The organism is Paenibacillus sp. plas6, from assembly GCF_057221655.1.
Genome location: NZ_CM170151.1, coordinates 3,695,133 through 3,716,759 on the forward strand (window position 1 = coordinate 3,695,133; position 21,627 = coordinate 3,716,759).

The 21,627-nt window shown below is 39.1% G+C and carries 17 protein-coding genes and 1 tRNA gene; 15 read left to right on the forward strand and 3 right to left on the reverse strand.

Annotation, left to right across the window (positions count from 1 at the left end):
• Positions 1 to 209: 209 nt before the first annotated feature.
• The gene (locus AC2TDL_RS16245; RefSeq protein ID WP_484697108.1) at positions 210 to 2,234 is read right to left on the reverse strand and encodes a methyl-accepting chemotaxis protein; all 2,025 of its coding nucleotides are present in this window, start codon (positions 2,232 to 2,234) and stop codon (positions 210 to 212) included.
• A gap of 413 nt (positions 2,235 to 2,647) precedes the next feature.
• Here AC2TDL_RS16245 and AC2TDL_RS16250 point away from each other — a divergent pair, with 413 nt between their 5' ends.
• Positions 2,648 to 3,607, forward strand: a complete 960-nt coding sequence (locus AC2TDL_RS16250) for an IS30 family transposase (protein WP_484696043.1) — start codon at positions 2,648 to 2,650, stop codon at positions 3,605 to 3,607.
• Positions 3,608 to 4,282: 675 nt separating this feature from the next.
• Here the strand turns inward: AC2TDL_RS16250 and AC2TDL_RS16255 are convergent.
• Positions 4,283 to 4,359 (reverse strand) — tRNA-Arg (locus AC2TDL_RS16255).
• A gap of 230 nt (positions 4,360 to 4,589) precedes the next feature.
• Here AC2TDL_RS16255 and AC2TDL_RS16260 point away from each other — a divergent pair.
• The 9 genes from AC2TDL_RS16260 to AC2TDL_RS16300 all read left to right on the forward strand — a co-directional run bounded on the left by AC2TDL_RS16260 (position 4,590) and on the right by AC2TDL_RS16300 (position 16,176).
• The gene (locus AC2TDL_RS16260; RefSeq protein ID WP_484697109.1) at positions 4,590 to 5,471 is read left to right on the forward strand and encodes a hypothetical protein; all 882 of its coding nucleotides are present in this window, start codon (positions 4,590 to 4,592) and stop codon (positions 5,469 to 5,471) included.
• A 100-nt stretch (positions 5,472 to 5,571) separates the two neighbouring features.
• A complete protein-coding gene (gene tig, locus AC2TDL_RS16265; RefSeq protein WP_484697110.1) occupies positions 5,572 to 6,861 on the forward strand; it encodes a trigger factor in 1,290 nt (429 codons plus the stop codon).
• Positions 6,862 to 7,201: 340 nt separating this feature from the next.
• Positions 7,202 to 7,789, forward strand: a complete 588-nt coding sequence (gene clpP / locus AC2TDL_RS16270; protein WP_484697111.1) for an ATP-dependent Clp endopeptidase proteolytic subunit ClpP — start codon at positions 7,202 to 7,204, stop codon at positions 7,787 to 7,789.
• A 30-nt stretch (positions 7,790 to 7,819) separates the two neighbouring features.
• Positions 7,820 to 9,082, forward strand: coding sequence for an ATP-dependent protease ATP-binding subunit ClpX (clpX, locus tag AC2TDL_RS16275; RefSeq protein WP_484697112.1), 1,263 nt, complete (start codon positions 7,820 to 7,822; stop codon positions 9,080 to 9,082).
• A gap of 81 nt (positions 9,083 to 9,163) precedes the next feature.
• Entirely contained in the window at positions 9,164 to 10,273 is a 1,110-nt protein-coding gene (gene ispG, locus AC2TDL_RS16280) for a flavodoxin-dependent (E)-4-hydroxy-3-methylbut-2-enyl-diphosphate synthase (protein ID WP_484697113.1), read from the forward strand.
• A 246-nt stretch (positions 10,274 to 10,519) separates the two neighbouring features.
• Positions 10,520 to 12,226, forward strand: coding sequence for an ATP-dependent protease LonB (gene lonB / locus AC2TDL_RS16285; RefSeq protein WP_484697114.1), 1,707 nt, complete (start codon positions 10,520 to 10,522; stop codon positions 12,224 to 12,226).
• Positions 12,227 to 12,258: 32 nt separating this feature from the next.
• A complete protein-coding gene (lon, locus tag AC2TDL_RS16290) occupies positions 12,259 to 14,595 on the forward strand; it encodes an endopeptidase La (protein ID WP_484697115.1) in 2,337 nt (778 codons plus the stop codon).
• A 3-nt stretch (positions 14,596 to 14,598) separates the two neighbouring features.
• Positions 14,599 to 15,342, forward strand: coding sequence for a ribosome biogenesis GTP-binding protein YihA/YsxC (yihA, locus tag AC2TDL_RS16295; protein ID WP_484697116.1), 744 nt, complete (start codon positions 14,599 to 14,601; stop codon positions 15,340 to 15,342).
• A 243-nt stretch (positions 15,343 to 15,585) separates the two neighbouring features.
• Positions 15,586 to 16,176 (forward strand): non-ribosomal peptide synthetase module, encoded by a 591-nt coding sequence (locus AC2TDL_RS16300; RefSeq protein WP_484697117.1) that lies wholly within the window; start codon positions 15,586 to 15,588, stop codon positions 16,174 to 16,176.
• Between the two features lie 78 nt (positions 16,177 to 16,254).
• Here the strand turns inward: AC2TDL_RS16300 and AC2TDL_RS16305 are convergent, their stop codons facing one another.
• The gene (locus AC2TDL_RS16305) at positions 16,255 to 16,713 is read right to left on the reverse strand and encodes a hypothetical protein (RefSeq protein ID WP_484697118.1); all 459 of its coding nucleotides are present in this window, start codon (positions 16,711 to 16,713) and stop codon (positions 16,255 to 16,257) included.
• 403 nt (positions 16,714 to 17,116) lie between these two features.
• On the opposite strand from AC2TDL_RS16305, the gene speD reads away from it, so the two are divergent.
• The 5 genes from speD (at position 17,117) to hemC (ending at position 21,627) form a co-directional block, all read left to right on the forward strand.
• Entirely contained in the window at positions 17,117 to 17,515 is a 399-nt protein-coding gene (speD, locus tag AC2TDL_RS16310; protein WP_484697119.1) for an adenosylmethionine decarboxylase, read from the forward strand.
• 194 nt (positions 17,516 to 17,709) lie between these two features.
• Positions 17,710 to 19,101 (forward strand): glutamyl-tRNA reductase, encoded by a 1,392-nt coding sequence (hemA, locus tag AC2TDL_RS16315; RefSeq protein ID WP_484697120.1) that lies wholly within the window; start codon positions 17,710 to 17,712, stop codon positions 19,099 to 19,101.
• A 64-nt stretch (positions 19,102 to 19,165) separates the two neighbouring features.
• The gene (ccsA, locus tag AC2TDL_RS16320; protein ID WP_484697121.1) at positions 19,166 to 19,984 is read left to right on the forward strand and encodes a cytochrome c biogenesis protein CcsA; all 819 of its coding nucleotides are present in this window, start codon (positions 19,166 to 19,168) and stop codon (positions 19,982 to 19,984) included.
• 46 nt (positions 19,985 to 20,030) lie between these two features.
• Positions 20,031 to 20,675, forward strand: coding sequence for a precorrin-2 dehydrogenase/sirohydrochlorin ferrochelatase family protein (locus AC2TDL_RS16325; RefSeq protein ID WP_484697122.1), 645 nt, complete (start codon positions 20,031 to 20,033; stop codon positions 20,673 to 20,675).
• Between the two features lie 4 nt (positions 20,676 to 20,679).
• Positions 20,680 to 21,627, forward strand: a complete 948-nt coding sequence (hemC, locus tag AC2TDL_RS16330; RefSeq protein WP_484697123.1) for a hydroxymethylbilane synthase — start codon at positions 20,680 to 20,682, stop codon at positions 21,625 to 21,627.

Here is a 21,627-nt window from a genome sequence, read left to right on the forward strand (position 1 = left end):
AAACACAAAGTTAATATTAACATAATATTGAAAAATATGCCACAAGAAAAATTTGATTTATTCATATCTGTATTATGTAATTGATATGTAAGTCTTCTAGATTCAAAATACGATTTTGCCATGCAATGGTTTTAAAAGAAATTAGGGATAGCAGTATGTTTATTGCATATTGCTATCCCTGTTTAGGTTTAACTCAAGTATTTAAGTTACTATTTATTTACCTTGAATTTCATAACTAACTCTTGCAAGTTTTCAGCCATAGAAGCTAAGTTTGCGGCAGAAGAAGCAATTTCTTCCATAGAAGATAGTGTTTGCTCAGCAGCAGCAGCAACATTTTGAGATGAGGACAATGTTTCTACTGACACATCTGAAATGGTGTTTAAAGCAGTTTTCATTAAACCAGTTTCCTCAGTTACTGATTTAGATTCTGCAGTCAGAATGTGCATTTGATCAGTAATTTGATTAATCGCTTGTTGTATGTTGACAAATTGCTCTCCAGTTTCATGAATAACACGAATACCGTTTCCAGTTTCCGTTGTTGTTGCCTGTACGGAGGCAATGATCTTATTAATCTCTGTTTGAATTGTACTAATCAGAACTTCGATTTGTTTTGTAGCCACTTCTGATTGCTCCGCTAATTTACGTACTTCAGCTGCGACCACTGCAAAGCCGCGTCCTTGTTCTCCAGCTCTTGCAGCTTCAATTGCAGCATTTAAAGCAAGCAATCCAGTTTGACCAGAAATATCTTTAATTAATGTAATAATATTTCCGATCTCCGCAGATTTATCACCAAGCATATTAATATCTGCTGCCAGTGATTGTACATTAACTTGAATAGAATTCATCTGATTTACGGCTGTGTGGATTGATTCACCGCCGATTTCAGAATAAGTTGTAGCAGCCAACGCTTTATCTTCCAATTCATTTATGCTAGAAGCAATCTTATTTGAAATATTAGCAAGCTCGGTGCTCGTAGATAACGATTGATTGACTTTATTTACTTGTTGTTCAGCGCCATCTGCCATTTCTTGTGAATGAATCGTAATTTGCTCTACTGCTTTTGTCGTTTGTTCAGAGCTAGCAGTTAGTTCTTCCGATGAAGTTGCTACTTGATTAGATGTATCAATGACATTATGAATAATTGACCGGAAAGATTCTAACATTTGATTAAAACTTTTACTTAACTCGCCTAACTCATCGCTTCGATTTAATTGAATATTCTCAGTTAAATCTCCATTTCCGACTTTTTTGGTTGCAGTTATTATTACATTTAGCGGTTTTAATAATGAGCGCAATACTAATAAAATAATAATAATACCGACAATAACAGAAGCAGTTACAACGATAATTGTTATTTTTTTAATTGGATTGGCAGAATCAGCAAACTCAGAAGTGAGAAAACTGCCTACAATTTTCCAACCAGTATATTCATTCGTTGTATAGACTAATTCTTTATTTTTTCCTTCATATTCATAAACAAAGCGCCCGTTTACGTCTGAATAGATTGCTCTATTTTGCGGATTATCATCTGCTTGAGAACCAATTTCTTTAGTAGGATGATAAACAACAGTTCTATTTTCTCCATAAATATAGGCATAACCTGCGTTGCCTATTGTAATTGATTCACTTATTTCTCTAATTTGGCCTAAATCTAGATTAATCCCAACTACTCCTTTACCGTCTGGAGTAGTTCTTGTGATGGAGATGATCGGAGTATTTGTCACTAGAGAAGTATATACATTTGTAATAATAACTTCTCCTTTGTTTTCCATTGCTAGTTTATACCAATCTCTAGTGCGAGGATCAAAATCAGCGTCAACTTTTAAATGGGAAGGCAAATTTAAAAAAGTTCCTTTTTCCGTTCCGATAAATGCGAGTGTAATTTCAGGGTGATTATTAAGAAAGTTACCTAATATTCTTGAAGCCTCTAGACCTGCTCCGAAGCTAGAGCCAGGCTCAGATTTGACCATATTGGAATTTAATGACTGAGCGATTGTATTTAATTCCTGAATTTTAGCTTTAATGAGTTGATTAATTACATTGTTAAGCAAATAAACATCACTTTCAGCTTTAGCAATCATCTGATCTTGAACTTGATTTTTAGCAGCGATAAAAGAAGAGGTACCAATTAATATACTCGGTACTAATAGTACAAATAAAAAAGAAAGTGACAATCGCATTTTTACTGTGCCCAGCTTACTAATAAAGCTCATCTTGCTAGTAATCTTACTCATATTTACTTTCCTTTCTTAGATGTAATTGGAGCTCGTTTACATAAAGATCTGATTATCAATATTCTTCTATGTATTACCAACTAAATGTTAAAGTATCGTTAATGAGAAAAGTTATTGCTAGACGACAGTTCACATTTAACAATTTTACTTTGTGATAGTTAGTTTGAATTTTCAGTGAGGAAAATTTAAGGAGAATACTTATAAAAAATGATAATCTTTATTCGTGTTCAAGCTCTTAATAATTCTCTTGTCCTCTTATGTTCGATGATAAGTGCTATTGTTAAGGGCAGAGTATTTGAAAATTATTTTTGTGAGATAGATTGTAATATGAAGTGCGACACCTAAAAAAATAACCCATGACGAAAACTCGTGTAGAATGAAGTTACCACACACCATCTACAAGGAGGCTCGTCATGAGCTATACACATCTTACCATAAACGAGCGTATAAAAATAGAAACATTATTTCATTTAGGCTGGAGTGCGAGAGCCATTGCACAGCAGATCAAACGCCATCATTCTACGGTGTCTCGTGAGCTTCATCGTTTGAATACCTCGTCTTCTGCTTATGAGGCTAGCGATGCGCAAGCAGATTACCAGCGCAAACGCATGCAAAGCAAGCCTAAAGGGAAGTGGACGAAAGAAAGAGAACATTACCTTACTCAAACCTTGGCTGCAACGTGGTCCCCAGAACAAATTGAAGGGCGCATGAAACAAGACTATCCTGAGCAAGCGGTATCCTTCAAAACCATTTACCGCTGGATTTACCAAGGTAGGCTAGTCCAAGGGAACACCATCTTCTTACGACAGAAGGGAAAGCGTAGAAAGCCTCGTGAAAGCAGAGGTCGCTTTAATCTCGGGTTATCCATCAGGCAACGTCCAAAAGAAGTGAAGCAACGTGAATCCTTTGGTCATTGGGAGCTTGATACTGTCGTTTCTAGCCGTGGTAAAAGTAAAGGCTGCTTGGCTACTTTTGTTGAGCGAAAAACACGCTATTACCACGCTGTAAAAATGCCAGACCGTTCAGCGGCATCTATGGAGCAAGCGGTTGCTACGGTGCTAGAAGAACTCGCGTTGCCTATGCTCACAGCTACCGTTGACCGTGGAAAGGAATTCGCCTGCCATCAAGCATTGTTAGAAGAGCATGGCTTGACGGTATACTTTGCTGATCCATATTCATCTTGGCAAAGAGGCAGTAACGAAAATGCAAATGGACTTCTCCGAGAATTCTTTCCTAAGAAGTACGACTTAAACACCGTTGATCAAGCTGAACTTCAATGTGCTTTGGATTTAATTAACCATAGACCACGCAAATGTCTGAATTGGAAAACTTCTCATGAGGCAGTTATGGAAGAGTTGTCGCACTTAGCTTGACAATCTATCGTGATAATATATTAATTCATAATAATAATTTTTAACAGTAAAATATTCATTAATTTGCATGAATTATCCTTATTTTGCGATCATTAACATTGGAATAGAGGTTGTTGTTTATTAAATGATTGGAATGATAGGGATCTGAGGAAATAGAGGGCGAAAGAAAAAGCCTGAGTCCGTAAAGATCCAGGCTTGTTTTATGTATTAAAACTTTGCTTATTTTAATAAAAACGAATGTCTCGTAAGCGCGCTCTAACTATTCAAAGCGGTAATAAAAAACAGACGGATGTGATCAAGGATAAAGGTGTCATAACAGCAAATAAAAAAATGAAAACCATTGAATAATTACTGAAACTACACAAGCAATTCTCATTTGATTCGGCATTATTTTGTGTTTACCGCTCATCGCAAAATCTCCAAAGGGAAGACCAAGAGCTAATAGTATATACAGAATAGATACTCCCTTTCTAGCAAGGAACATTGTCAAAGTGGCTCTGGAGTAGAAGCTTTTTTATCTACACTTTCTACATTATTAAATGAGTCATTCTATAGTGTTGTTTTCTATCGCATTCTCACCAAATTTGCTAAGGCAACAAAAAAGCCTGAAACCCAATCATATCAAGGGTTTCAGGCTTTTTCTTTATGTATTAACTTCGCTTATTTTAACAAAACTGGCGTCCCAGGAGGGATTCGAACCCCCGACAACTCGCTTAGAAGGCGAGTGCTCTATCCAACTGAGCTACTGAGACAAGACAAAATAATTAAGCGAACGAATAATAATATAACAAATGATTAGCATTTTGACAATACCTTTTTCGAAAAAAGTTGAAAAAATTATTACGTTCATTTTTAATTTGCTGTCAACATGCTATAATTTGACGAAAGAATGTTAAGCAATAGTTATTATTAGCTTAGTTAGGCGGTGTTAGAAATTACAGATCTACCAGGTAATGAAATGCATCGAGGAGACAATGTATATTTGTTTCCATCTATGCTCGATAAATATCAGATTCAGCTAACGATGTTATTAGAAAAGGAAATGTATGAGGAAGCCAAAAGTCTTTTGCGATTTTTACTGCAATGTCAGGGGGAAGAACGGCAGCATGCAGTAGAATGGGGGAACTTGCTTAGCTGGCTAGAACAGGCGTTTCCAAGTCATGATGCTGCCGATGAGGATAATGTTGATGATACGGATAATTTGGAGCAGCAATTCAGACGAGCGGCATTAGGAGATTATGGTTCTATTGAGCCTAGAGAAGCGACTGCGAAAGTTATGGAGTTGCTGAAAAACGCAAGCTCAACTGATCAGCATTTGTTAGCGTTAGAGCGAGCTGAATTTATCCAAAGCGATGAATTAGATGAGCAATTAATCCAATGGTTAACTTCAGAAAAGCTTCATCCTGCCCTTCAATTTAAAACATTGCAAACGTTGAAAAAACGTGGGGCTACAGGAACGATTGAAATTGAGCGGCTAGGAGAGCTTGTTGAATTGGAAATTGAGGCGACCCCATTAAATTTGTCACAGTTTCCGCCAGTCGTTAATGCAATTTTAGAAAAAGTGGTGTTAGCACTTGAATCAGTTGACGTAACAATGCCAATACTTGTTACTGAGCTATGGCAGGAATGTCTGCATTGCTTATACGGTACAAGAAGTTATGGTTGGATGTTAAACGAAGATGATTATATCGAGGATTGCTTTGCTGCAGGATTGCATACTACAATTGAGCTTATCGTTTATGGTCAAGTTAACGAAGATGATATTCGTGAATTATATGGCATAACTGAGCAATATCGCTTCCGTTACGAGCAAGCAAGTCGAATAATTCGTGACGTTACATTATATTTACAGGAACTTCGTTAATTCATGCCTTGAAAAGATACTGTAACTTGTATATAATAGAGTGGTTTATTAGACGTGAAAACATGTAATGCATGAGCATTTTTGGAGGGGAAAGCATAAAATGAAAGCAACTTGGGAAAAAATAGAGCTGAACACTGTACAATTGAATGTTGAGGTTGATGCAGATAAAGTAACAGCGGCTCTAGATCAAGCGTTCAAAAAAATATTACCAAAACTTAACGTGCCTGGATTCCGTAAAGGTAAAGTACCTCGCAACATCTTTGAAGCAAAATTTGGTGTTGAAGCACTTTATCAGGATGCAATTGACATTCTTTTGCCAGAAGCTTACGCTGAAGCAGTAAAAGAAACAGGTATCGAGCCAGTTGATCGTCCAGAAATCGATGTAACACAATTCGGCAAAGGACAATCCTTCATCTTTACTGCAAAAGTAACAGTTAAACCAGAAGTTACTCTTGGTGATTACAAAGGCGTAGAGGTTTCTAAACCGTCAGTTGAAGTAACTGAAGAAGATATTAATGCTGAACTTGAGCGTCTACAACAACGTCATGCTGAGCTAAACGTAGTAGAAGATGGCGCAGCAGAAAAAGGCGATATTGCTGTAATCGACTTTGAAGGCTTTGTTGATGGCGTAGCATTCGAAGGCGGTAAAGCTGAGCGTTATTCACTTGAACTAGGTTCAGGCTCTTTTATCCCTGGTTTCGAGGATCAAATTGTTGGTATGCAGCTAGGTGACTTCAAAGATATTGAAGTAACATTCCCTGAAAACTACCATGCAGAAAATCTTGCAGGTAAACCAGCTGTATTTAAAGTGAAACTTCATGAGCTTAAACGCAAATCTTTGCCGGCGCTTGATGATGAGTTCGCTAAAGATGTAAGTGAATTTGATACGCTTGAAGAATTTAAACAAGATCTTGCTAAAAAACTTCAAGAAAACAAAGAAAAAGAAGCTAAACTAGCTCAAGAAGCAGAAGTAATTGAGAAAGTTGCTCAAGCAGCTACTGTAGAGGTTCCTGAAGCAATGGTAGTTACAGAACAAAACTACATGCTAAGAGACTTTGAAAACCGTCTTCGTGCACAAGGTATGACTTTAGACCTTTACTATCAATTCTCTGGACAAGATGAGCAAGCACTTCGTGATCAAATGAAAGGCGATGCTGAAAAACGCGTATTGAACAACCTTGTTCTTGAAGCGGTAGCAAAAGCTGAATCACTTGAAGTTTCTGAAGAAGAAATTAACGAAGAATTAGAAAACTTGGCAAAAGCATATAACCGTCCTGCAGAGGAAATTCGCAGCATCTTTACTCAAAACGGTACTATGGAAAATCTTACAGAGGACTTGTTGCTTCGCAAAGCGATTAAGTTCCTTGTTGACAACAGCGTAGCAGTTTAAGCTGATATATTTCAGTATGCTCTAGGGATAAGGCACGTACTACACGTGCCTTATTTTTAAACTGCATGTTATCTTCTAGGCTGCTTGTTAGAGACTTGCCGAACATGTGCTGATCTAGATTAAACAAATACATAACGCTTTAAGTATTTTCTATACATAAAAAAGTGAAGCAAAGTACTTCACAACCACGTATATACATACTATGAAAAGAGTATATCAAGGAAAGTGTTTATGTCATTTGGATGCAAGCTATTAATTTTACGAAAAAATGACATCATCCTTTCAACATGATACAATAGAAGTGTTCGCATAAAGTTAATTTTGAAAGAAGGTTGATCGCATGAACTTAGTTCCAATCGTTGTTGAACAAACGAATCGTGGGGAAAGGTCTTACGATATTTATTCTCGCCTGCTAAAGGATCGTATTATTTTCCTAGGAAGTGCGATTGATGATGACGTAGCTAATGCAGTTATTGCACAGTTGTTATTTTTAGCTGCAGAGGATCCAGAAAAAGATATCCACCTTTACATTAACTCACCTGGTGGTTCTGTAACTGCAGGGATGGCAATATATGATACAATGCAGTATATTAAACCTGATGTAAGCACCATTTGCATGGGTATGGCAGCTAGTATGGGGTCTCTTCTTCTTACTGCTGGGGCTAAGGGAAAACGATTTGCGTTACCTAATGCTGAGGTGATGATTCATCAACCGCTTGGCGGTGTTAGAGGTCAAGCTTCTGACATTAAAATTCATGCTGATTGGATTTTAAGAACAAAACAGAAGTTGAATGAAATTTATGTGCAATGTACTGGTCAATCATATGAAAAAATTGATCGTGATACAGATCGTGATAATTTTATGAGTGCGGAAGAAGCACTAGCATATGGCTTGATTGATAAAGTCATTACTGCTCCAGAGATTTAATGGGGTTAGCTTAGTTGAAGGGGTGAATCAATGTTTAAGTTTAATGATGAAAAAACACAATTGAAATGTTCATTTTGTGGTAAATCGCAGGAACAAGTGCGTAAATTAGTTGCAGGTCCTAGCGTTTATATATGCGATGAATGTATTGATCTATGCTCAGAAATTGTGGAGGAAGAGCTTGGTCAAGAAGAAGAAATTGATTTGAAAAATATACCGAAGCCGAAAGAGATTCGTGCAACGCTGGATTCATACGTTATTGGACAGGATTCTGCTAAAAAATCTTTGGCAGTTGCAGTGTATAACCACTATAAACGTATTAATACAGGCAGCAAAATCGAGGATGTCGAGCTGCAAAAAAGTAATATTTTGCTGCTAGGTCCGACTGGCTCAGGTAAAACGTTGCTTGCTCAAACAATGGCAAGAATTCTAAATGTACCGTTTGCAATTGCTGATGCTACATCACTAACAGAAGCTGGTTATGTAGGTGAGGATGTAGAGAACATCCTGTTAAAGCTAATTCAAGCGGCTGATTATGATGTTGAAAAAGCAGAGCGCGGTATTATTTATATCGATGAAATTGATAAAGTAGCTCGTAAATCTGAAAATCCTTCAATTACACGTGATGTGTCCGGTGAAGGTGTTCAACAAGCATTGCTAAAAATTCTTGAAGGTACGGTTGCTTCTGTACCGCCACAAGGTGGACGTAAGCATCCTCATCAAGAATTTATTCAAATCGACACCACGAATATTTTATTTATTTGTGGCGGCGCGTTTGACGGTCTTGAATCGATTATTAAACGTAGAATCGGTAAAAAAGTCATCGGTTTTAATTCAATCGGAGAGACCACGAAAGACCTTAAGCCAGGTGAATACCTATCCATGGTACTGCCAGAGGATTTATTGAAATTTGGTTTAATTCCAGAGTTTGTAGGTCGTCTGCCAGTTATCTCTACGCTTGAGCCGCTTGATGAAGCAGCGCTTGTTCGTATTTTAAGCGAGCCTAAAAATGCTCTAGTGAAGCAGTATCAAAAACTGCTTGAACTAGACAATGTGAAGCTTGAATTCGAACCTGCAGCGCTTGAGGCAATTGCTAAAGAAGCAATTAAGCGTAACACAGGTGCTCGCGGCTTGCGCGCGATCATTGAAGGCATTATGCTTGATTTGATGTACGAAGTTCCATCTCGTGATGATATTACAACATGTGTCATTACAGAGGAAACTGTGAAAAATAAGGTGTTGCCAGAGCTTGGCAGTGCCGAAAAAAATGATGGTAAGAAAGAAGAAAGTGCTTAAGCACCTGAAATATAATCAAAGGAGCCACCCCAAGCTTTTCAAAGCTAGGGGTGGACTTTGATGTTTATGGGAGAGGTTAGTATGTACCTACGTCAACACACTAAGCCTGTTAAAGTCGGTAATTTAACGATTGGCGGTAGCAACGAAGTGCTTATTCAAAGCATGTGTACCACTAAAACAGCAAATGTAGATGCAACAGTAGCAGAAATATTGCGACTTGAGGAAGCAGGCTGTCAGCTAGTTCGTGTGACGGTGAACAATGTTGAAGCAGCTGAGGCAATAAAAGAAATTAAAAAAAGAATCCATATTCCGCTAGTTGCAGATATTCATTTTGACTATCGTCTTGCATTGAAAGCAATTGAAAATGGAATTGATAAAGTTCGTATCAATCCAGGCAATATTGGACGCCGTGAAAAGGTTGAAGCAGTAGTAAAAGCTTGTAAAGAAAAAGGGATTCCAATTCGTATTGGCGTTAATGCTGGATCGCTTGAAAATCATTTACTTGAAAAATACGGCTATCCTACGCCAGAAGCGATGGTTGAATCTGCACTATACCATATCGGAATTTTAGAAGAGCTTGATTTCCACGACATTATCGTATCCTTGAAGGCATCTGATGTACCGATGGCTATTAAAGCTTATACGATGGCAGCGGAAGTCATTCCGTATCCGCTCCATCTTGGGATTACAGAGGCTGGTACACTGCATGCAGGAACAATTAAAAGCTCAGCAGGTATCGGTGCATTGCTTTCACTAGGCATCGGGAATACGTTGCGGATTAGTCTGTCTGCCGATCCTGTCGAGGAAGTGAAGGTTGCACGTGAGCTGTTAAAAACGTTCGGCTTGATTACTAATGCAGCTACACTTGTATCTTGTCCGACTTGTGGTCGCTTGGATATTGATTTGTTCTCTGTTGCAAATGAAGTAGAGGAATACATTTCTAAGCTTAAAGTGCCAATTAAGGTGTCTGTCCTAGGCTGTGCGGTTAATGGTCCTGGTGAGGCGCGTGAAGCGGATATTGGGATTGCAGGTGCGCGCGGTGAAGGTTTGCTGTTCCGTTATGGACAAATGATTCGTAAAGTGCCGGAGGCAGAGCTTGTCTCGGAACTAAAAAAAGAAATCGATGAAATTGTCCGCATTTATGAGGAAACAGGAGAAATTCCTGGTCGCAAAGAGCATGTGAAGCATTAAGAAGCATTAATTAAATAGATAATTATCGTCATTTATATTAAAGCTCCTGCCGAGCAACATTGTTTGGCAGGAGCTTTCCATTTATACGAGGACTCTTGAACTTTATATCAACACTTTTCTTTTCATAAAGCAAGATTATTCCATCTAATAGAAGGCAATACTAACGGATATGTAACGAATGGAGTATATGTATTTGTAAGTTGAACAGCTCTGTTCAGCTTATGGAAATGAGGAGAGTGAAGTTTAATGGACATGAGTCTTTTACTGATGATCATTCAAGTATTCTTTGCAGTAGTAATCGGTCTATACTTTTTCAATTTACTGCGCAATCAGAAGTTGAACAAGGCTGCGATTGAGCGAGAATCACGAAAGGAAATGGAGAAGCTTCGTAAACTGCGTTCGATTTCGTTAACAAAGCCTTTAGCTGAAAAAACAAGACCGCAAACAATGGATGATATTATTGGGCAAAAAGATGGTCTTAAGGCGTTAAAAGCGGCTTTATGCAGTGCTAATCCGCAACATGTCATTATTTATGGTCCGCCTGGCGTTGGGAAAACTGCAGCAGCTCGCGTTGTTTTAGAGGAAGCGAAGCGCAATGCTGCTTCTCCATTTTTGCCAAGTGCTAAATTTACCGAAATCGATGCAACAACTGCTCGTTTTGATGAACGCGGCATTGCAGATCCATTAATAGGTTCAGTTCATGATCCGATCTATCAAGGCGCAGGAGCGATGGGGGTAGCAGGTATCCCGCAACCAAAACCTGGGGCGGTTACAAAGGCGCACGGCGGAATTTTATTTATTGACGAGATTGGTGAATTGCATCATGTGCAGATGAATAAACTATTGAAGGTGCTTGAGGATAGAAAAGTATTTTTAGAAAGTGCCTATTATCATTCAGAGGATATGAATATACCTGCCTATATTCACGATATTTTTCAAAATGGATTGCCTGCTGATTTCCGTTTAGTAGGAGCAACAACCCGTTCGCCTCAAGAAATTCCACCTGCTATACGCTCCCGTTGTATGGAAATTTATTTCCGCCCATTGCTTCCTGATGAGATAGCGGAAATTGCCAATAATGCGGTGCAAAAAATAGGCTTTGCTCCTTGTCCAGAGGCGGTTGAAGTCGTGAAGCAGTATGCTACAAATGGACGGGAAGCAGTTAATATTGTTCAGCTTGCTGCTGGACTAGCAATGTCTGAGAAGCGAGATAAAATTACTGCGGCAGATATTGAATGGGTAGTTAACAGCAGTCAAATACCACCGCGCCCTGAACGTAAAGTCCCGCCTGCTCCACAAATAGGCTATGTCAACGGACTAGCAGTATACGGTCCGAATATGGGGGCGTTGCTAGAAATTGAAGTTAGTGCTATACCAGTTAGTAAAGGCAAAGGCAATTTTACGATAACAGGAGTTGTCGAAGAGGAAGAACTCGGAGGTTCTTCACGTACATTGCGTCGTAAAAGTATGGCGAAAGGCTCTGTTGAGAACGTTATTACAGTTCTCCGTGCAAAGGGGTTAAATCCTCAGGATTATGATCTACATATTAATTTTCCTGGAGGCTCTCCTGTTGACGGACCTTCTGCTGGCATTGCGATGGCAGTGGCGATCACTTCGGCAATTTTGAAGCTGCCTGTAGATAATCGTATCGCCATGACAGGGGAAATTGGGCTTCATGGCAATGTAAAACCAGTCGGTGGTGTACTGGCAAAAGTAGAAGCCGCTTTCCAAGCAGGGGCACTAACTGTTATAATTCCTAAAGAAAACTGGCAAGAGATTTTTTCTAATTTGAACGGGTTAAAGGTTGTTCCCGTTACGCGAATTGAAGAAGTGCTTGCCCATGTATTTCCCGAGCATGCGAAATGGAGCTCAGAGGATCAAACTGAGCAATGGAAGCTAAATCTATTTACTCAGCAGACCTATCCCTATTTGCAGGCAGAATCATTAGAGTGATAAGATAAAGATTGAGAAATGGAGGTGCTGGAATGGGAACTAGCAAAGGTAAAACACGTCGTATTCCATTGTTACCGTTAAGGGGCTTGCTTGTCTATCCCAGCATGGTGCTCCACCTAGATGTGGGAAGAGAGAAGTCAATACGTGCATTAGAACGTTCAATGGTAGATGATCAAACGATTTTATTAGTTTCTCAAGCTGAGGTTAATATTGAAAATCCGGTAGAGGAAGATATTTTCCGAGTTGGAACGATTTCCAAAGTAAAGCAGATGCTTAAGTTGCCAAATGGCACAATTCGCGTGTTGGCAGAAGGGTTAGTGCGCGCCGAAATCGTCGATTACGTCAACAATGAGGATTATTATGAGGTATTGGTAAAAGAGCTGCCAGAACCAGTAGAGCAATCTCCAGCAATAGATGCGTTAATGCGCTCTGTATTATCGCAATTTGAAAATTATGTTTCGCTATCCAAAAAAATTACTGCGGAAACCTATGCTGCAGTTTCGGATATCGATGATGCTGGGCGTTTGGCAGATGTAATAACAAGTCATCTCTCCTTAAAGATAAAAGATAAGCAGCGTATTCTGGAAACTGTGGATGTAGAGAAGCGCCTTGAGGCGCTTCTTGATCTGCTTAACAATGAACGTGAAGTGCTGGAGATGGAACGGCAAATTAATTCACGCGTTAAAAAGCAGATGGAAAAAACTCAAAAGGAATATTATTTGCGTGAGCAAATGAAAGCAATCCAGAAAGAGCTTGGAGAGAAAGACGGCAGACTTGGTGAAGTCGAAGAGTTGCGTAAGCAGATGGAGGAACTAGCGCTGCCGGAGCATGTAGCTGAAAAAGTTGCAAAAGAAATTGATCGATTAGAAAAAATGCCGCAATCTTCAGCCGAAGGTGGAATTATTCGAAATTATATTGATTGGTTGCTTGCCTTGCCATGGAGTAAAATGACCGATGATGATCTAGACATTCATAAAGCTGAGCAGATTTTAGACGGAGATCATTACGGATTGGAAAAGCCTAAGGAGAGAGTATTGGAGTATTTGGCAGTACAGAAGCTGGTTAAAAAGCTGAAGGGGCCAATCCTATGCCTTGTAGGGCCTCCAGGAGTAGGTAAAACCTCATTAGCTAAGTCGATTGCCAAATCACTTGATCGTAAATTTGTTCGCATATCATTAGGCGGCGTACGTGACGAGGCTGAAATTCGTGGACACCGCCGTACCTATGTTGGGGCAATGCCAGGTCGCATTATGCAAGGGATGAAAACAGCAGGCACGAAAAACCCAGTTTTCTTACTTGATGAAATTGATAAAATGGCATCGGATTTCCGTGGTGATCCGTCAGCAGCCTTGCTGGAAGTATTGGATCCAGAGCAAAATAGTACGTTTAGCGATCATTTTATTGAAATTCCGTTTGATCTTTCTTCTGTCATGTTTGTAACAACAGCGAACTCGTTGCATACAATACCTCGTCCTTTGCTTGATCGAATGGAGATATTGCAAGTTTCTGGTTACACAGAACTGGAGAAGAAGGAAATTGCTAAACGTTACTTATTCCCTAAGCAGCGACGTAACCATGGCTTAGAGGAAGAGCAACTCACAGTAACCGATGATGCACTAAGTTTAATTATACGTCGTTATACTCGCGAGGCTGGGGTGCGTAATCTTGAGCAGCAAATTGCATCGATTAGTCGTAAAGCAGCAAAAGCGTTTGTATCCGATCCGAATTTAACATCGATTGAAGTGGATGAGGCTAAAGTTCAAGAATGGCTTGGCAAACCAATTTTCCGTTACGGCTCAGTGGATAGTGATCATCAGATTGGTGCAGTTACTGGACTAGCTTGGACAGAAGTTGGCGGAGATACGCTAGTTATTGAAGTGTCAACAATGCCTGGCAGCGGTAAACTCAATCTTACAGGTAAGCTTGGCGATGTGATGAAGGAATCAGCGCAAGCAGCATTTAGCTACATTCGAGCTAATGCAGAGAAGCTTGGCATCGATCCTGCTTTTCATGAAAAGCTGGACATCCATATTCATATTCCTGAGGGGGCAATACCTAAGGATGGACCTTCGGCTGGGATTACGATGGCTACTGCGCTTATCTCTGCCTTAAGTGGACGCTATGTGTCTAAGGATGTGGCGATGACAGGAGAGATTACGTTGCGAGGCCGCGTTCTGCCGATAGGGGGCTTAAAGGAAAAATCACTAGCAGCTCATCGCGCAGGAATTAAAAAAGTGTTGCTGCCGTATGATAATGTGCGTGATTTGGATGATATTCCTGATAGTGTTAAGCAAGAAATGGAGTTTATTCCTGTCGCTCATCTAGACGAGGTGCTAAAGCATGCATTAGTCCAGCAGGGAGGACATTAATCAATGAAAATTAAGCAAACAGAATTTGTTGTAAGTGCGGTTCGACCGAGTCAATATCCGGTAGATGGCCTGCCAGAGATCGCTCTGGCAGGTCGTTCTAACGTTGGAAAATCATCGTTGATCAATAAGATGATTCTGCGTAAAAATTTAGCAAGAACAAGCTCACAGCCAGGTAAAACTCAGCAGTTGAATTACTATCGCGTTAATCAAGACGTCTATTTTGTAGACTTTCCAGGTTATGGCTATGCAAAGGTATCAAAAAAGCAGCGCGAGCAGTTCGGGGTAATGATTGAAACTTACTTGCGTGAGCGTAAGCAATTGGTATTGCAGCTTTTAGTCATTGATATTCGACATGAGCCATCGAAAGATGATGTTTTAATGTACAACTGGCTAAAGCACTACGAAATTCCTACTTGTATTGTTGCTACTAAGGCGGATAAAATCCCGCGTTCAAAATGGGACAAGCATCTAAAAATGATTAGACAAACATTAGGAGCAGATAAAGAAGTTCCGATTGTGCTATTTTCTTCGGAAACAGGACAAGGCAGAGATCAGCTTTGGGAAATGATATTAAATGCGATTGATGCAGCGGGGATGAATGCTGAGCAGCGACAAGCAAAAGAAGCTGAGCTAACTGCTAAGGCAACAGATACAGATGAAGTTACAGAAACCGAAGAAGCAGCTAATCACGAAATAGCTGCTAATCATAATATAAGCGAAACAAGCCCCGCTTTACATAATGAGTAGTAGCGAATTAGAGAGCTTTTGAGCAGATGATATAGATAGTGAATTATAGCTGCTTATTTGCTGGGAAATTAGCCTTATTTCTTGAAATATGTGCAATATTCAAAGTTAGTAAGCAGGAATATGAGTTTAAAATACAGTATAATATTAAATACAGTTAATGAAACTTATCGTTTCATTAGGCTTTGTCTGTATTCAGCTTTTCTGAATGCGTATCAGAAAAGTAAAGAATTGAGGAGATTTTTTATGGCTAAACGAATAGCCACAGAATATGTTCATGCAAGATTTCAATTAAGCAGCATTGAAATGCAAACTTTTATTAAATTTATGGATCAACAGCAGTTATGCCACCAAGTGCTTATTCATGATAACGGCAGTCAATCTCTTGTCTTAGAGGATTGCGTCGGTCATGAGAAAATTAAAATGACATTTGAACGTCAAAGTGATCACTATGTTTGTGAAATGTCCTGCAGAATTGTTCATGTGAAATTGACCGATGCTATGCGCAAAGCAGTTTCTTTATTCCACGGTAATGCGATAGTAAATCGAATATATAGCAATTATACAATGCAATATACTTATAAAGACGGTAAAGTGCATAGAATCGTTGAAGTTTGCGGTCAACAAAAACGTATTGTATTTGAGAAAAAGGATACTTTACAAAAGCTGCAGAACGTGTTTAATCGTGAACTAATTGAAAAAGAAATTATGCAGATATATGCAAGAATTGATGGACTGCTTGATCGTCGCAATATTGTCAGCTCTCAGGAAGAACTGATAAACATTGATGCTGAATTGAAGCAATTAACTTTTAACTTATTTAAGCTTGAAGCTTAAAAATCATGAATAAAAACCGAGCTAATTTTGAAATCTTTAGCAGATTCCAGGGATTAGCTCGGTTTTCGCTTTTAGTACTTATAACGTTCCTAGTGGATAGACACTTGATTCCAGCTTTATATTTTTTTCTTTGACCCATTTTGTAAAAATATCCTCTGTTGATGGCTGACCAGTAGAAAATTTAAATTGGTGCGCTGGTTTAATAAATTTTCTGCCCTTTAACTGTATATAATAACTCGGGGTAAAATAACCTCGCACGATAATTCTGCGTATTTCTTCCAGTTTAATTTCTGTATCGAAGATAACAAGCGCATCGTCCTTCAAAACTAGCTCGGCTTTGTATTTTTTACTTACAAAGTATGCTTTTGCATAAAAAAGATATTGAGCGGAACTTGTAGCGAGCAAAATGAATAATGGCGACAAAGCTTTATTATGAAAAAATTGTGAGATAAGAAGTGTGCCAAAAATGATTAAGCCACAGGTGATAAAAATGAAGCCGAAGGTTGAAGTTATACTTCTTATTTTAATTGGCTCCATAAAATAACATCCTTTCAAAATCATTCTTTTTATCCTATTATATTTGGAGAAAAAAGATTATTCAATTTTTATGCAAAAATATAGGCTAACAATTTTATCGCTGCTGCTGCTAAACAAAAAAACTCGCGAAATCTGTAGCAAATTAGAGCATTTGTGAGTAATCTAAAAGTAAGTCGTTGTCATATTCGTTAGCGGCTAAAATTTTAAAAAAACTGTTGCATTTCTCCTGATTAGATGGTATTTTTAATCTCGTTGAAAATAATAATACTGTTCACATTTAGGAACCAGGATTCACTCAGGACATCGAAATGTTGAGAGAGATTATCCCTCGAGAAGTGAATGACGTAGGTCCTAGCGGATGAAATTTTTAAACATTTTATTCCTAGGAAGGGGGAACCGAAGGATGGAATATTCTACTTTCGGAAGACATGTTGCTGTTGATGCATGGGGTGTTGATTTTGAATTACTAAACAGTGCAGAAGAGCTTCAATACCATATGGTAGAAGCGGCAGAAGCATGTGGAGCTACAGTGCTTTCTGTACAATCTAAGCAGTTTGAACCTCAAGGCGCTACTGTGCTTGTACTGTTATCAGAGAGTCATCTCTCCATTCATACGTATCCTGAGAAAGGATTCGCTGCATTAGACTGCTATACATGCGGTGAAACTGTTGATCCTCAACTTGCGATTGACTACATGCTTTCGGTTTTGAAGCCAAAGCAAGCTCACGCAAAAAAGTTGATACGTGGTGTAGGTGAACTTCAAATCGTAGATACAGAAACACAAAAAACTGAGCTAGTTTAATTGACGATATTGAATAACCATAGGCTGTTGTCTATGGTTATTTCTTTTCTCAGCGAGCAATACTAATACTAGGCAAGCAATGCCAATGTACATATCAGTTTTCAAATATTAGTCAAAAATTATGCCTCGAAGCATCTGCTATTATGTTATAATTAGAATTATTCTAAATTGTTTCAGGAAGAAAGGAGATCACCATGCATATTGTCGTTGTTGGCTTAAATTATCGCACCGCACCAGTAGAGGTTCGTGAGCGTTTTACGTTTTCTGAGGATCAATTGAATAGTGCGCTAATTGCATTAAAAGCGACAATGAACATTATGGAATGTGTGATTGTTGCTACCTGCAACCGTACTGAAATATATGCTGTTGTGGAGACACCACAAATATGTGGCCATGACGTTCGTTATTTTATGGAAAATTGGTTTGGCTTGCCAAGAGAGCAGTTTACAAGCTATTTATATATGTATGAAGATTCGCATGCGATTGAGCATTTATTTAAAGTGGCATGCGGCTTAGATTCGATGATTATTGGCGAAACGCAAATTTTAGGACAAGTTCGTTCAGCTTTTCTTGAAGCGCAAAGTCTAAAAACAACTGGAACGATCTTTAATATGCTTTTTAAACAAGCGATTACTTTAGCAAAACGTGCGCATTCTGAAACGAAAATTGGGGAGCTGGCAGTATCTGTTAGTTACGCTGCTGTGGAGCTAGGTAAGCAAATCTTTGGCAGCTTCAATCAAAAAAATGTCGTTGTGCTTGGAGCCGGTGAGACAGGTGAATTGACGGCGAAGCATCTTCATAGCAATGGCGCTTCCCAGATCTCAGTTGTTAACCGTACACTTGAAAAGGCACAGGAGGTTGCTGCACAGTTTAATGGCAATGCCTACACTTATGAGCAAGCTCAAACAGTGCTCGAGCAAGCTGATATTATGATCAGCTCAACAGCGGCAAAGCAATATATTATGACTGCTCCAGATATTCAAAAAATTATGGACAAGCGTCGCAATCGACCATTGTTTTTAATAGATATTGCTGTACCGCGCGATTTTGATCCTGCAATTGCCGATATTGATAACGTCTATTTGTATGATATTGATGATTTAAAGGACATCGTAGAAAGTAATTTGGCACAGCGTAAAAGTGAAGCTATTAAAATAGAGGCGATGATTTCAGAAGAAATTCATAATTTTGAAAGCTGGTATCAGACGCTTGGAGTAGTACCGCTTATTCGTGCACTGCACAAAAAAGCGGAGCAAGTTCATGCCTCGACAATGGAAAGCTTAAGCAATAAGCTGCCTAATTTAACAGAGCAAGAGCTTAAAGTGATTCGTAAGCTGACTAAAAGCATGGTTAATCAAATGATTCAAGAGCCGGTAGTACGCATAAAAGAACTTGCTGGTAAAAAAAAGGCGGATGAAGCGTTTGAATTATTTACTCAACTGTTTGCATTGGAGGATGAGTTAACAATGCAGGCGCAAGCAGAGCAAGCTGCTAAGCATAACGCTCAAGCTACCGCTGCCCCTGCTCAAGAACGAAACACAATTGTTCGTTCTGCTAAAAAACTAGCAGCTTTAGTGCGTTCATAAAATTAACGTTATTGCCCTCAAGTTTCGCAGTGCAGATTGATGTAGAACGCAGGGTGGTGTAATAATGGATTGGGAATTATTAATATCCGACAGTATTGTATATATATATGCCCTGAGTCTGTTGTTTTACTTTTCTGATTTTATTAATGAGAATCGGAAGGCGAAGCAGCTAGGCACAGGGCTGCTTGTTTTTGTGTGGATGCTTTCAGGTGCATTTATTATGATGAGATTGGTAACGGAAATGAGAGCGCCTATATTTCAATTTAGCAATATAGATATTTTGCAAATATTTTCTTGGATGATGATCACAATTTCATTTATCGTAAGCAGGTTTTATAATATTGGACTAATCGTATTTTTTGTAAATATAGTTGGATTTGCTCTGTTTACGCTGAACTTATACAGCTTTTCCAGCAAAGGTATTACACTCGAGCAATGGCAGACTACTAGAGAACTGCTATATGTTCATATTAGTCTAATCATAAGCTCATATGCGATCTTAACGGTAGGAGCTTTGCTTGCGATTATGTATTTACTGGTGCATTACGCATTAAAGAAGAAAAAATGGATGAAGTGGCTGCGTCGTTTTCCAAGCTTGGCCCTAATATCTAGCACAATGGAACGGATGGTTATTTTCGGCTTTCCATTACTGCTAATGTCATTAGCGATTGCAGTTATTTCAATCGTTTTTGAAGGTAAAGCGTATCTTTTGCTTGATATTCAAATTGTAACGAGTCTTGTAGCGATTGGCATATATGGATATTTTATATATCAACGAGCTGTTTATAAAAAGCCAGGACATGAAATAGCAAAGTTGTATTTGCTTGCTTATGCTGTACAAATTATCAATATGCTATTTGGGGAATATTCAAACTTTCATTAAAAACCTTGTTTACGATGTTTACGATTAAGGGAAAGAGGCTTGCAGAATGGACAGTTACTATCCAATTATGTTAAAGCTTAGCACGCAACGGATTGTTGTTGTTGGCGGCGGTGATATTGCTGCTCGCAAAATCGGCAATTTACTTAATAGCGGAGCGCAGCAAATTACAGTAATTGCTTTATCAATATGTCCAGAACTAGAGCAGCGACTGGCAGAAAAGCAAATTAGATGGCTGAAGCAAAGCTATGAAATAAGCATACTGAAAAGTGCGACACTTGTTTTTGCTGCTAGCGATGATAAATCATTAAATGAGCAAATTAGTAAAGATGCACTGGCTTGCGGTATACTGGTATGTAATGTGAGCGATGGAGTGCAGGGCAATTTTATTACTCCTGCTATCGCCAAACATGATGGACTAACAATTGCGATTTCATCTGCTGGCGCCAGTCCAAGTTTGCTTAAGCATATCAAAAAAGAACTTGGTGAGCAGTATTTGCCACGTTATGCTCAAGCAAAACAATGGCTGGAGCAATTGCGTAAAGATGTACTAAGAAGCCCATTAACTCAAAATCAACGGCAGGCGATGATGGAGCTTGCAGTTCGTGAAGCGATCGAGGGAAAAATAAAGTCATATGAACAATGGTATAACAGCTTATATAATGTAATTGTTCAAATAGAAGGCGAGGATTAAATACATGGAAGCTAAAGTTATAAAAGTTGGGACACGCCAAAGTCAACTTGCACTTACACAAACAGGTCAAGTGATTAAGCAGCTTGAGGAGCTTTGTGCGAAGCATGGACTTCCTTATACATTTGAAATTCATAAGATTGTAACGAAAGGCGATAAAATTCTTGATGTTACCTTGTCAAAGGTAGGCGGTAAAGGTCTTTTTGTGAAGGAGATTGAGCAAGCTCTTTTGACTGGAGTCATCGACATAGCGATTCATAGTATGAAGGATATGCCGTATGAGCTTCCACAAGGATTAATAATTGGAGCTGTGCCAAAAAGATTATCACCGCAAGACTGTCTTGTATTAAAGCAAGGAAGTTCGTTTGCAGATTTGCCGCACGGCGCAAAAGTTGGGACAAGCAGTTTACGCAGAAGCAGTCAACTAAAATTTGCTCGTCCTGACCTTGATCTGCAATGGATTCGTGGCAATATCGATTCACGTTTGCGCAAACTGGAAACAGAGGGTTTTGATGCAATTGTGTTAGCTGCGGCAGGATTAACTAGAATGGGATGGGAGGATCGAATCTCTGCGCTATTGCCGATTGATGTATGTGTGCCAGCCGTTGGTCAAGGGGCACTAGGTGTACAATGTCGCGGCGATGATCAATCAGTTGTCGAGCTGCTTGCGTTGTTGAATGATGCCGAGTCACAGCTAACCGTTACTGCGGAAAGAAGCTTTTTAGGCACGTTACAGGGCGGCTGTCAAGTTCCGATTGGTGCCCATGCGACCATTGTAGAGCAATCAGCGGAAGACGCGGTGCTAGAACTAACGGGCATCGTAGGTTCTCCAGATGGTGTTACATTGCTTAAAGAGATACGTCGTGGTCGTGATCCAATCGCGCTTGGACAAGAGGTAGCAAATGAATTGCTAAATAATGGAGCGCGCGATATTTTAGCGAAAATTGAGGGATAA